Origin of the sequence: Bacillus sp. SW14 (assembly GCF_047608225.1) — a bacterium.
Classification (GTDB): Bacteria; Bacillota; Bacilli; order Bacillales; family Bacillaceae; genus Bacillus; species Bacillus subtilis_G.
This window is the reverse complement of record NZ_JBLKRW010000001.1, coordinates 682028-695244: the sequence shown is the minus strand read 5'-3', so window position 1 is coordinate 695244 and position 13217 is coordinate 682028. Positions and strand designations below refer to the sequence as shown.

Here is a 13217-nt window from a genome sequence, read left to right as displayed (position 1 = left end):
CCTTGCCCGAACGGACTATTCAGCCCGGCCGCAGCAATTTTTATATTTTTTCCCGCTTCCGCAGTGGCATGGGGCATTTCGGCCGATATCAACCACTTTGCGAACAGGTGCTTTTTTTGCTTTTTTGTTATCGTCGCCTTCTTGCTGCTGATGAGCCGTTGTCTGGCCCTGTACAACCTCTTCACGCTCCAGATTGTTTTCAATCTCAGCTTTCATCACAAATTTTGCAACCTCGTCCTCGATCGATTCAATCATATGCTCAAACATCGCAAAGCCTTCCATTTGATACTCACGAAGCGGATTTGTCTGCGCGTAAGCTCGAAGGTGAATCCCTTGGCGAAGCTGATCCATTGCGTCGATGTGATCCATCCATTTTGAATCAACGGCGCGAAGGACGATGACTTTTTCGAATTCACGCATTTGCTCTTCGCCGAATTTCTCTTCTTTTTCATTATATTTGGTCATGATGCGATCCATAATGAGCTCATGCATTTCATCCGGCTCTTTCCCGAAGATATCGCTCTTCTCAAGCTTGCCTTCATCAAGATAAGTCGTGTTGACAAGCTCAACAAGACCGTCAAGCTTCCACTCCTCAGGAAGCTCTTCTCTTGGCGTATAGGCTGCAATTGCACGTTCGAGAGAAGACTTGATCATATTCTCAACGATTTCACGCAGGTTTTCAGAGTCAATGACTTCAAAGCGTTGCTTATAAATGACCTCACGCTGCTGGCGGAGAACGTCATCGTATTGCAGGAGCTGTTTACGTGAATCGAAGTTATTGCCTTCGACGCGTTTTTGTGACGATTCAACCGCGCGGGATACCATTTTACTTTGAATTGGAGTAGAATCGTCCATGCCGAAACGGTCAAGCATCGCCATTGTCCGCTCAGCTCCGAATCTGCGCATCAATTCATCTTCCATAGAAAGATAAAATTGGGTAATCCCCGGGTCTCCCTGACGTCCAGAACGCCCTCGCAGCTGATTGTCAATCCGGCGAGATTCATGTCGTTCCGTTCCGACAACAGCAAGGCCGCCAAGCTCTTTTACGCCTTCGCCAAGCTTAATGTCCGTTCCGCGCCCCGCCATGTTTGTCGCAATTGTAATTGCTCCTTTTTGGCCGGCCTCTTCAATAATCTGCGCTTCACGTTCATGGTTTTTGGCGTTTAACACTTGATGCGGGATTCCTTTGTTTTTGAGCAGCTTAGAAATCAGTTCAGACGTTTCAACCGCAACCGTACCGACAAGAACAGGCTGTCCCGTCATGTAACGCTGTGCGACATCCTCCGCAACAGCCTTAAACTTTCCTTCCATCGAACGGTAAATTAAATCCGGACGGTCGTCACGGACAACAGGTTTGTTAGTTGGGATCGTGACAACCTGCATGTTATAGATGTTGCGGAATTCTTCTTCCTCTGTCTTAGCCGTACCTGTCATACCGGCAAGTTTATCATACATCCGGAAGTAGTTTTGGAACGTAATTGTCGCCAAGGTCATGCTTTCGTTCTGAATTTCAAGCCCTTCCTTCGCTTCAATCGCTTGGTGAAGGCCTTCGCTATAGCGGCGGCCTTTCATCAGGCGCCCCGTAAACGAATCAACAATAACAACCTGATCGTCTTCCACAACGTAGTCAACGTCCTTCTGCATCGCAGCGTGTGCTTTTAGAGACTGGTTGATATGGTGGTTGAGCGCGACATGTTTCACATCAAACAGGTTATCAATGCCGAACGCTTTTTCCGCCTTCGTCATTCCTTCCTCAGTCAGCTGTACACCTTTTGTTTTGATATCATACGTATAATCCTTCTCTGCTTTTAACGTGCGGACAAAAGCATTTGCCTGTACGTACAGCTTAGTGGATTTTGCAGCTTGTCCAGAAATGATAAGCGGCGTTCTCGCTTCATCAATTAAAATAGAGTCAACTTCATCTATTACCGCAAAATGAAGCGGGCGCTGAACCATCTGCTCTTTATAAAGAACCATATTGTCACGCAAATAGTCGAAGCCAAGCTCGTTGTTTGTGGAGTAAGTAATGTCTGCGGCATAAGCTTCCCGCTTTTCGTCTTTTGACAATGAGTTTAAATTCAATCCGACGGTCAAACCGAGAAACTCGAAAATTTCCCCCATTTGCTCAGCATCACGGCTCGCCAAGTATTCGTTGACAGTCACGATGTGCACGCCTTTACCTGTTAACGCATTTAAATAAACAGGCAGAGTAGACGTTAACGTTTTCCCTTCCCCTGTTTTCATTTCCGCAATATTTCCGTCATGAAGCGCCACGCCCCCCATGAGCTGGACTTTGAACGGAAACATGCCGGTTACGCGGCGCGAAGCTTCCCGAACAACGGCAAATGCTTCAACAAGAAGATCATCGGTTGTCGCCCCTTTTTCAAGGCGCTCTTTAAATTCAATCGTTTTATGTTTCAGATCATCGTCAGAGAGATTTTCATAGTCTCCGCGAATCGCATCAATATCGTTAGCTACTTTTTCGTATCTATTCAGCGTACGTTTTGTTGGATCAAACATTTTATTTAAAATTCCAAGCATTTATAACGCTCCTCTATCTTCACATGCCTGATTTGCAGGCATGTATAAATAATTTACTAGCCCATGTATACCTCTCATTATCATATCATACCTTGTGTTATTTCCAAAGAATTTGCAAATAAGAAAAAACAAAAACCTTCCGTGTAGATCACGGAAGGCTGCGCTTCATTATTCAGTCGGTTCAATCAAGCCATATTTCCCATCATTTCTGCGGTATACGACATTTGTAAGGTTTGTTTCCGCATTGGTGAAAACAAAGAAATTATGGCCGAGCATATTCATTTGCAAGATCGCTTCTTCACTATCCATCGGCTTTAGATTAAAGCGTTTCTGACGGACAATGTCCAAGCTATCCTCATCTTCTATTTCATCCTGAACCGCAATGTCTGTATCAGAGCCGAGACCATTCGCTAATAGATATTTCGGAGAGCCCTGCTCACGGAATTTGCGGTTTACTTTCGTTTTATGCTTACGGATTTGACGTTCCAGTTTGTTTGTTGCGAGATCAATTGCGTTGTACATATCCTCGTTATGCACCTCGGACCGAAGCGCCAGATCTGTCATCGGAATCGTAACCTCAACTTTAGACTCCTTGTCATTGTAAAACTTCAAGTTGACGTTCACATCGGCATTCACGTTATGGTCAAAATAACGCTCCAGCTTGCCGATCTTCTTCTCGACATGATCCTTCAACGCGGGTGTCACTTCAATATTTTCTCCTCTGATGTTATAGTTCATCAAAGAACGCCTCCCTTTTATTAAGGATATGTATCTATTTCTCCTTTACCCTTCACAATTCCTGCCGAAACGTAAACTTTTTGTGAAAATTCAGTGAACTTTGTCGAATTGTGTTTTATATGCTGTTGTTATTGGCGGTTCGGAGGTATATGTATATGCCGATTGTAAGAAACAAATACCTCATCCTCGCCTAATTGATTACAAAGGGCTCCATACATTGATGAATGGACAGCATCCATTTTCTATAATGAATCAGAAAATGTTCTTTTAAATACTCGCAAAACTCTTGAGAGGGAAAAGAGAAAGAAACCAATTGGTCAAACTCCGCAAAAATTTCGTCAAATGCTTTAATACATAATTCAGCACACCCGGTATTCATAATAAAAAGAAGTGTTGAATGTGTTGAATCCAAATAAAAAAAGGCTTGGATCAGATCTTGGTAGATCCGATCCCCTTCTGTTTTTGATAAATTTTGTTCAGCCTCTATCAAATAACACAGCCCTTCCTCAATGGTAAAAAGAAGATGATAATAAGCTGATAAAAGCGTATAATCTTCAATGCTCTTCACGGCACTCACCTATTTACGCTTGTCATAATATCTGCCGTCAATCGTGATGTTGTTATAAGGGTTTAAATACGTCGTATGCATCGCGCGTTTTCTTTTTACCTGCTGAAGCTCGCCTGCAATTGACTGCTTCAGTCTTTCCATTTCCTTCACAATAAGCTGATCCCATGTCAGGACAAGCCTCATCTGCTTTTGTTCCTCTTCTGAAAGCGGCAGAGATATCTTCTGAATAAGTTCAGACCGTTTAGCCACAAAGTCTTCAATTTGCGCTAAAAGTTCATCGCTTTCCGGTGTATCTTGTATGTGTGACAGCATACTCTTCGTCTCAGTGTATAGTCGATCTATGTTATTCATGCCATCCCGCCTGATCCGTGCCGATCCTTCCGTTCAGTTTGAATGGCTTGCTTCCATGCATCGCGAAAATCTGTTACATAGCCTTCAACCTCAGCCAGCATGCTCGTATCACTTTTGATATTTGCCTGCACCAATCTTCGATACATATAGTCGTACATCGCACCCATGGAATTGGAAAGCTCAATGTTACGGTTCAGTGTAAAATTTAATTCCTGAATGATATTTTGCGCCTTAATCAAATTTTCATTTTTACGTTCCATATCATCATTCTCAATGGCCTGGGATGCAAGTCTTATAAATTTCAAACAGCCATTATACAGCATAAGCGTCAGTTCACCGGGTGTAGCGGTATTCACTGAATTTTGCTGATAAGCTGTATAAGGATTTTGGATCGCCATGTGTCATCCTCCAAATTACTTTTATTGTACAAGAAGCTGTGATAAATAGGACGCTTGTTCATTCATTTTTTGAATCGCAGAATCCATTGCACTGAATTTTTTATAGTAGCGGTTTTCAACGGTATTCAATCGGTCCTGCATTTTAGAGATATCAGTGTTAATCGTGTTTATATTTTTACCGATTAAGTAGTTATCGGTTCCCATTGTCGAGTTGCCGGCTTTTGCTTCAATGCTTTTCACTGTGCTTTTCAGTGTGTCGCCGATGCGTTTCATAATCCCTTTTTCACTATAAGGGCTGCTGTTCGTTCCGTTTGTAAATAAAGCGGCAACACTTTGCGGATCTTCTTGTATTTTTGCCTTTAGTTTTGTTTCATCAATCTCTAAATGTCCCCGCAATTGGTAAGCACTCGAGGTTGTGATGCCAAATTCAGTTAACTGATGATTTTTCCCATCAACTGTTACTTGAGAGTAAAAATCAGTTCTCATTTGGTTCGTACCCGTGCTTATACTGGTATCATTTCTCAGCAAACCGCTTTTTGCCTTCTCTTCCCAGAGTTCTACCTCTTTATCGGACATTGCTTCTTTTTGTTCACTCGTCAGCGGCGTATAGTCTCTGTATTTTTCTTCCTGAAGCTTTTCATTCAGGCTGTCAACCAACTCATTGTATTTATCTACAAACTCTTTAATTTGGTTATAAATTCCGTCAACATCAGTAGAAACAGATGTGGTAACAGGGCCTGTGGTTTCTGTTGTATTTTTGAGCGAGTAGGTAACACCGTTAACCGTAAAGTTGTTTGTCAGCTTCTCCATTTCAAAGCCATTAATTGTGACTTTTGCATTGGTTCCCTCTTTGTAAGCAGTGAGCTTATTATCTGCGTCTAAAGAAAAACCAAGCTGGCCGGACATAAAGTCGGCAGTAACAGTATCCGCTGCTTGTATGCTGCCTCCTGCGCCTGTTGCTTTAGAAGAAAACGCAATCGTTTCTACATACTCGGTACCGTTCCAAATTTTATCTTTAAACGCTGATACTCCGAGATCGGAGGTGTTGATTTTAGAAATCACATTATCAATCGTATCAGTGCTCGTCACACTGATGTTGACGGTTTTTGCCGTCGTCTCGCCAGGCGTCACAACGTTAAACGCCAAATTATAGTCGCCTTGTGTGTATCCCGCATAATTATCGGCCTTATACGTTGCTGAGGTTGCCAAGCTCGCTACTTCAACAGTAGAAGACGCATTTGGCGCGGTTGTGCTTCCTGTAGCAGTTAACACAGACTCATTTGAGCTTGATACTGTTTTGCTCTGATACGTACTCGGATATGTCAGCGTATTTTTAGACATATAATCTTGCAATTCTTTTATTTTTGTATTTACTTCACGGTAGCTGTCACGCTGCCATTCAAGCGTTTGCTTTTTTTGTGTCAGCCTGTCAAGCGGCGCTCTTTCTGTCTGCATCAGTTTTGAGACGATATCATCTATATCCATTCCTGACGCCAAACCTGATATTCTCATAACCATTTCAAATCACTCCTCATCTACTTTTTTTCATCTACAAACAACCCAAGAAATTCAGTCATAGCCGCATAAAAATCAAGCCACTGCTTCGGCGGAATTTCGCGGATGACTTCATTTGTAGAGTCCTCTATTACCTTTACATAGTATTCATTTAACTTTTCATGGAGCTCAAACTTCAGGTGAACTTGCGAAGGTTCCAAAAGCTTGTTCATTTCCCCTACCGTTTCAGCGAGATTGGCATATGAAACTCGCTGAACAGGAACCTCACTTCCATGATCTTTTTGATTATGTATTTGAGTATCATAACGATCCCAAACAGGTTGTAACGTAGTGAGCCTTTCAATATTCAATTGATCATCCCCTATGTCCCAATCTACCGTTTATATCGACTGAGTAGAGAGAAGATTACACATATTTTTGGAAAAAAACTCATTCGTTTTAGATTTCTTATTTTAGATATACTTTTATCAAGCTAGCGGGCAATCCGATTATTATATCATGAGTTAGGGATATATAGCAGGGGAACCATTCGGAGTTAAACATATAAAAAAAAGGACCCGGCAAGGCCAAGGTCTCTTTAAAATTAACGTAACAATTGAAGTACGTTTTGCGGCTGTTGGTTTGCTTGAGCAAGCATTGCTTGAGAAGCTTGAGAAAGAATGTTGTTCTTTGTGAACTCGCTCATCTCTTTCGCCATGTCAACGTCACGGATACGAGACTCAGCAGCTGTCAAGTTTTCACCAGAAGCGCTCAAGTTGTTGATTGTGTGCTCTAGACGGTTTTGTACCGCACCGAGTTTAGATCGTTGGTTAGAAACTTGTTTAATAGCACCGTCAACGATGTCTAATTGTTGATCAAATGTAAGAGTCGGTGTTGCAGCAGCAAATTGTTTTACATCAATGTCAGCAACTGATTGACCAGCTACAAGAGCTCCACCTGCATCAGTAGCACCAAGCTTGTCAGATGACATCGCTTCAATATTCACATCTAATTTTTGTGCTTTGTTTGCACCAATTTGGAAAGTTAGAGTAGCTGTGCCATTAGCGAAATCACCGTTTAACAATTTTTTACCATTAAATTCAGTACGATCAGAGATACCGTTTTTATCAGTTCCATTTCCAATCTCTTGAACTAAGTTACTGATCTCTTCTTGAATTGCACCAAGATCCGTATCGTCTTGTGTACCAGTGTTTCCTGCTTGAACAACTAGCTCACGAACACGTTGAAGAATTGAGTGAGTTTCAGTCAATGCACCCTCAGCTGTTTGGATAAGAGAGATTCCGTCTTGAGAGTTTTTAGAAGCCATTTCAAGACCTCTGATTTGTCCTCTCATTTTTTCAGAGATCGCAAGACCTGCTGCGTCATCTCCCGCGCGGTTGATGCGAAGACCTGAAGAAAGTTTCTCCATGTTCTTTTGGCTAGCACTGTTGTTTGCGCCTAAACGGTTTAATGTGTTAAGTGCTGCGATATTGTGGTTAATTCTCATTTTCTATTACCTCCATGTATTTGGGACCTGACAGACATCCTTGTCTGAAAAAAGTCCTTCATTCTAGGGCTGATCAACCCTGACAATTTAAATATCGGAAAGTTTTATAGAATGTTTAGCATTTATAAGTTTATTTATCTCCTATATTTAATCTACCTATATTTACAAGTTAATTTCTTGAAAAACTCTCATTATTTGATCCATTTACATAATTTAATGATGCCTATATTCCAACTTAAAATATGGCATCACATTAAGCGGTTCTCACATAAGACCTTCAAGATCGCCTATATCCAATTAAAAGTCAACATAAAAAAGCCCCATAAAGGGGCCTTCCATTAACGTAACAATTGAAGTACGTTTTGTGGCTGTTGGTTTGCTTGAGCAAGCATCGCTTGAGAAGCTTGAGAAAGAATGTTGTTCTTTGTGAACTCGCTCATTTCTTTCGCCATGTCAACGTCACGGATACGAGACTCAGCAGCTGTCAAGTTTTCACCAGAAGCGCTCAAGTTGTTGATTGTGTGCTCTAGACGGTTTTGTACCGCACCAAGTTTAGAACGTTGGTTAGAAACTTGAGTGATGGCATTATCAACAATATCTAATTGATCATTAAAACCACCAGCATCACCTGCAGCAATTGTTGCAAAATCAGTTACTTTCAGAGCCGAAACGGTTTTAGTTGGGTCTGCTGGGTCTGTTCCAAGTTTGTCAGCAGACATTGCTTCAATGTGGACAGATAATTGTTGAGCACCGTTAGCACCAATTTGGAAAGTCAATTCTTTTGGAGTTGCTCCATCTTTGCTGTAAGTACCGTCAAGTAATTTCTTACCATTAAATTCTGTACGGTCAGAGATACCATTCTTGTCAGATCCGCCACCAATTTCTTGAACTAAGTTACTGATCTCTTCTTGAATCGCACCAAGATCCGTATCGTCTTGTGTACCAGTGTTTCCTGCTTGAACAACTAGTTCACGAACACGTTGAAGAATTGAGTGAGTTTCAGTCAATGCACCCTCAGCTGTTTGGATAAGAGAGATTCCGTCTTGAGAGTTTTTAGAAGCCATTTCAAGACCTCTGATTTGTCCTCTCATTTTTTCAGAGATCGCAAGACCTGCTGCGTCATCTCCCGCGCGGTTGATGCGAAGACCTGAAGAAAGTTTCTCCATGTTCTTTTGGCTCGCACCGTTGTTTGCGCCTAAACGGTTTAATGTGTTAAGTGCTGCGATATTGTGGTTAATTCTCATTGTTTTGTTCCTCCCTGAATATGTTCGGCACGTCCTTGTACCTCATTTTTATAACTAGCGAGAATCTTTTGCGTCCCTCCCGGCTACATTATTAATATCGGAAATATGTCTGATTTTGTTAATAGAAAATAAAAAAATCCTCACTTTTTTTGTGAGGATAATGCGGAGATGACATCGCTGGATAACGCTGCCGCACGGTTGTTTTCTTCCTGAATGGTCAAATATATTTCTTTTCTGTGAATATCAATATGCTTTGGGGCGTCAATTCCAAGTTTCACTTGATCACCTTCAACCGAAATAACTTTCACTTCAATATCAGCACCTATTTGAATCGCCTCGTTTATTTTCCGCGATAAAACTAGCATGATTCTCCTCCAATCGGATGCTTTGTCGTATATGAGGAGTCGTGTAAAACGACTTGCTTAGCCTTCATGTTCTTGCGATTCACAATAATGGGGGCCAATAAATTGGCAGTCGATTTTTCGAACGGCTCTGCCATGGTCAATATGGTCATAACTTCCACGTCTTCAATGTTATCAATATCCAAAAGTTCGGCGGTTGATTCATCAAGGTCAAATTCATAATTCTTAAAAAAGATGAACGGACTGACAACGATGAACGCAAGATTTTCTGTAGTGACGGACTGCAGTGCCACGAATGGAGAGACTTCTGAAAGCGGAAGAATAACGAACTGTTTTTCTTCTAAAAAACCTGGAATCCCGCTTTCAAAAAGAATAATTTGTTCTTCTTTTACGTTGATTTGGCCATGGTACTTCGTTTGAATGATCATTGTTCACGATCCTTTTCTGTTTACTTTTCGGATGGTTCTTCCGGGTTTTCTACATCTATTTTTAAATCAGGGTATTGCAGCATGTCAACCTTAACGGTTCCCGGCGTATATTCCACAATTGGCTTATTCGGTTCAGCCTGAATGACAGGCTTTTGCGGCGTAATCTGAATATCTAACTGTGACGGGGTATATTGTATTTTCACTCTTGAAAGAGACAGAGCATAGTGTTCGCCTAATTGAATTTGTTGCATTTCAGAGTTCCTCTTTGCTTGTGAAGCAATTGGATTCCCTTTATTTTCAATCCTCATAAGCTCGTCTCCTTCTTGTGCAGTTCGAGCTATTCCCGCCATTACATCCTCATGTCCTTGTTGGGCGGCTTCTTCAATTCTTTTGAAAACATGTTTTCTGTCTAATTCTTCCCATGCTTGCGTTTGGTCAATCGTGAGTTTTCCGGGTGCCACCGATATTTCCATTTCCGCGCTTGGTTGTTCAATTTCGAGATCGGCTTGTGGCTGCTCCATTTTTAAGGTGGCGGGTGTCGTCGTTAAACCAATTTTCCCTTGAACACTGTGCATAATCAATCTAGGAATTTGCATCACTCTACCTCCTAAACTATAAAAAAAGCGAACTCCTGAGAGCCGCTTACTTTAAAAAGTCAATCAATGTAGGCTGAACAATTTGCGCATTTACAGCAAGAGTAGCCCTATGCACGCTTTGCTGCGCAATAAATTCTGTTATTACTTTTTCCAGTTCTACATCTTCATTGTCAGACAACACTTTTGTAGATGTTTCTTCTTGAGCTGAAAGCCTAGTATTAATGAGTTCAAGACGATTGTATCTTGCTCCAAGATCAGAGCGTTCAGCGCTCATGCCGTTAGAAAATTGATCAATATCCTCTAAAAGATTGTCCATGCCATCGAGTGAGTCGGAACTAAGTGCTTGCTCAAATGAGTCAAGCATTTCAAATACATTTTGTCCGCTTTCAGACGTACCCCCAAAGGCTGACTTTGGATCTGAATTCACTTTTAAGTTCATATTATTTGATATATTGACCACAACATCAGCAGTATCGGAAATGGTATAAGTTCCGTCTCCGTTATCAGTAACCGGAGGCGTGTCTGAATTCGTTCCATTAAAGATATATCTGCCGTTCACTTGTGTATTCGCAATTTTTAAAAGCTGATCCTTTAACTGCTTTACTTCTACGCCAATCGCTTGCCGCTCATCTTCACCATTTGTATCATTTTCAGCCTTAATAGCTAAATCTTTGACTTTCGCTAAAATGTCAATTCCTTCAGTAATGTTTGTTTCTGTATTTTCAAGCCAGGTAAAAGCTTGAGAAGCATTACTTTGATATTGCTGAACCTGAGATAATTGCGTATGGTATTTTAAGCTCTTCATAGCTACGACAGGATCGTCAGAAGCTTTTGAGATTTTTTTCCCTGAAGAAATCTGTGATTGAAGTTTATCCAGCTTCGAGTAGCTTGAACCGATATATCTCAATGAGTTTTGCTGAATCATGCCTTGTGTTACTCTCATTTGATCTACCTACCTTCCTCCGACACCCATGCCATTGATCACTTTATCGAGTATTTCGTCTTGTAAAGTCACCATTCTCGCAGCAGCATTGTATGCGTGTTGGAATTGAATCATATTCGTCATTTCTTCGTCTAAAGAAACTGCGCTCATTTGCTGACGGTTGATGTCGGCGTCATTAAGCTGTGTTTCAGTATTAGACGCGAGCCGATTCGCTTCTTGTGCATTAATTCCAAGCTCGCCAATCAGTCCTGCATAGTAATCCAGCACACTTGTTTTTGTTCCATTGATGGTTATATCACCAGTTAAAACATTCGCTAGCTTTGTTGCATTTGCATTATCATTGGCTGCGCCAGTCAGTGAGAAAGCAATGTTCGCGCCTTTTGAATCTAAGATGCTGTCAGCAATTTTAATCTTGCCTGCTGCTCCTTTTGCCGGCTCCGTTTCACCGCCGGTAAAATCAAAAAAGTCCCCGCCTTGCTCGCCGCTTTTGGTCAAACCATTTCTATGCACTTCATTGAAAGCTTTTGCGAAATCAAGCGCCATATTATCAAGGTCAGTAAGCATATCCGGATAAGTGCCCTTTTCTTCGCCGCCTGCTGTTACATATCCGTAAGATTCTATAAATCCTAAAAGGGACCCTTTACTGCTGAATGACTCAGCCTGTACAGCAGCGCCTCCGATTGAAATACTTGATACTAAACCCGTTTCATTATCATAATTGGCTGCAAGTTCTGAAACCTCGTAATTTTCACCGTCCAAAACAGTTCCCAGCGACTGTTTATTTTTACCGAGTATTTCAATTGATACAGTTCCTTCAGCAGAAGCAAGTGCATTCCCGCCTGATTTGTTATAGCTGAGTTTGATATCAACCATTGAGGATAATTTATCGATCAGCAAATCTCGCTGGTCATATAAACCATTCGGAAGAAGCCCGACCGGCTCTACTTGCGCAATTTGCTTATTTAAACTGTTTAATTGAGAAAGCAGAGAATTGACATCTAATACAGTAGTATCTAGCTCCGCTTTTAAGTTTGATTGAACATTTGTTAGTGATTCAGAAAGATAATTAAACGTTTCTGCTAAAGCTTTTCCTTTTTCAGCAACAACAGAACGCGCGCTGTCTTCATTTGTATTGTTTGATAACTCCTGAAGGGAATTCCAAAACGAATTGAGCACACTGTTTAAGCCGCTTTCATCCGTCTCATTTAAGATGCCTTCCATTTGGGACAAAGCTTTGGCTTTGGTGTCGTAGTAACCCGCACTGTTGTTTTGAAGGCGGTATTGGTAGTCAAGAAAGATATCTCTTATTCTCTCAACTGACTTGCCTTGAACACCCGTTCCCATTTGTCCCGCGGTTTTTTCTGCGTTTTTTGATACAGCAGGAAAATAGTCAGTTGCTTCCAATGAGACCCGCTGTCTTGTATAACCGTCTGTATTGGCATTTGCCACGTTATTTGCGGTAGTGCTTAACGCTGCCTGCTGAGCGCTTAACGCCCGCCTTGCAGTTTCAAGCCCCATAAAGGTAGATGTCATATTCTGAATTCCTTTCTGCTAAGCTTTTGAATCAAATAGTTTCATTCGGCTGCTCTTCGGGAGCTCAGCTTTAATTGATTTGCTGTAATTGAAGTTATTTTCCTTAGGAACCAGCATATCGTACGAAATTGAAATGAATTGCAGCGCGTCTCTCGTCAGCTGCCTATTCATCTCATTCACTTCCTTCAGACGTCCGATAGCGTTAGAAAGAGACTCATATAGTTGTTCCAGCTCTTCCTTTTCACTGCCTGAAGTTTTGGCGATACATGCGGAAATGGTGTTGTTTTCACTGTATCCGAGAAAGGCGGAAGTTGCTTTGATCCGGTCATCTTCTGTCTGTCCGATTGCTTGTATATATTTTTGCTCTTTTGTCAAAATGTTAGAAAGCTCTTTTGTTTTGCCGGCCTTGAGCGCTTCCGTCTTTTCCTGAGACAGCGTGAGCAGGTGCTCATGCAGAACGCAAAGTCGCTTCAATTGGGCAATAATTGGCTTTGCTGACATGGGCTTTCTCCTT

General features: G+C 41.6%; 15 protein-coding genes. All 15 read right to left on the bottom strand.

Annotated elements, in window-relative coordinates; all coding sequences use genetic code 11:
* Positions 1-15: 15 nt before the first annotated feature.
* Positions 16-2541 (bottom strand): preprotein translocase subunit SecA, encoded by a 2526-nt coding sequence (secA, locus tag ACMX2I_RS03560; protein ID WP_414956188.1) that lies wholly within the window; start codon positions 2539-2541, stop codon positions 16-18.
* Between the two features lie 168 nt (positions 2542-2709).
* Complete coding sequence (gene hpf / locus ACMX2I_RS03555) at positions 2710-3279, bottom strand: ribosome hibernation promotion factor (RefSeq protein ID WP_087991544.1); 570 nt, start codon at positions 3277-3279, stop codon at positions 2710-2712.
* 190 nt (positions 3280-3469) lie between these two features.
* Entirely contained in the window at positions 3470-3847 is a 378-nt protein-coding gene (locus ACMX2I_RS03550; protein ID WP_148962639.1) for a hypothetical protein, read from the bottom strand.
* Between the two features lie 9 nt (positions 3848-3856).
* The gene (locus tag ACMX2I_RS03545; RefSeq protein ID WP_087991546.1) at positions 3857-4198 is read right to left on the bottom strand and encodes a flagellar protein FliT; all 342 of its coding nucleotides are present in this window, start codon (positions 4196-4198) and stop codon (positions 3857-3859) included.
* On the bottom strand, positions 4195-4596 hold the full coding sequence (gene fliS / locus ACMX2I_RS03540) for a flagellar export chaperone FliS (protein WP_087991547.1): 402 nt from the start codon (positions 4594-4596) through the stop codon (positions 4195-4197). The genes ACMX2I_RS03545 and fliS overlap by 4 nt, the downstream gene beginning before the upstream one ends.
* Before the next feature lie 21 nt (positions 4597-4617).
* On the bottom strand, positions 4618-6114 hold the full coding sequence (locus ACMX2I_RS03535) for a flagellar hook-associated protein 2 (RefSeq protein WP_414956187.1): 1497 nt from the start codon (positions 6112-6114) through the stop codon (positions 4618-4620).
* Between the two features lie 17 nt (positions 6115-6131).
* A complete protein-coding gene (gene flaG, locus ACMX2I_RS03530; protein ID WP_414956186.1) occupies positions 6132-6461 on the bottom strand; it encodes a flagellar protein FlaG in 330 nt (109 codons plus the stop codon).
* Between the two features lie 233 nt (positions 6462-6694).
* Positions 6695-7597, bottom strand: a complete 903-nt coding sequence (gene hag / locus ACMX2I_RS03525) for a flagellin Hag (RefSeq protein WP_414956185.1) — start codon at positions 7595-7597, stop codon at positions 6695-6697.
* A gap of 338 nt (positions 7598-7935) precedes the next feature.
* Positions 7936-8841, bottom strand: coding sequence for a flagellin Hag (gene hag, locus ACMX2I_RS03520; protein ID WP_414956184.1), 906 nt, complete (start codon positions 8839-8841; stop codon positions 7936-7938).
* A gap of 140 nt (positions 8842-8981) precedes the next feature.
* Complete coding sequence (gene csrA, locus ACMX2I_RS03515) at positions 8982-9206, bottom strand: carbon storage regulator CsrA (RefSeq protein WP_087991551.1); 225 nt, start codon at positions 9204-9206, stop codon at positions 8982-8984.
* Complete coding sequence (gene fliW, locus ACMX2I_RS03510) at positions 9200-9631, bottom strand: flagellar assembly protein FliW (RefSeq protein ID WP_414956183.1); 432 nt, start codon at positions 9629-9631, stop codon at positions 9200-9202. The genes csrA and fliW overlap by 7 nt, the downstream gene beginning before the upstream one ends.
* A gap of 20 nt (positions 9632-9651) precedes the next feature.
* Positions 9652-10227, bottom strand: a complete 576-nt coding sequence (locus ACMX2I_RS03505; protein ID WP_414956182.1) for a DUF6470 family protein — start codon at positions 10225-10227, stop codon at positions 9652-9654.
* A gap of 46 nt (positions 10228-10273) precedes the next feature.
* A complete protein-coding gene (gene flgL, locus ACMX2I_RS03500) occupies positions 10274-11170 on the bottom strand; it encodes a flagellar hook-associated protein FlgL (protein WP_202327957.1) in 897 nt (298 codons plus the stop codon).
* Positions 11171-11179: 9 nt separating this feature from the next.
* Positions 11180-12703, bottom strand: coding sequence for a flagellar hook-associated protein FlgK (gene flgK / locus ACMX2I_RS03495; RefSeq protein WP_414956181.1), 1524 nt, complete (start codon positions 12701-12703; stop codon positions 11180-11182).
* A gap of 18 nt (positions 12704-12721) precedes the next feature.
* The gene (flgN, locus tag ACMX2I_RS03490; protein ID WP_414956180.1) at positions 12722-13204 is read right to left on the bottom strand and encodes a flagellar protein FlgN; all 483 of its coding nucleotides are present in this window, start codon (positions 13202-13204) and stop codon (positions 12722-12724) included.
* Between the last annotated feature and the right edge of the window lie 13 nt (positions 13205-13217).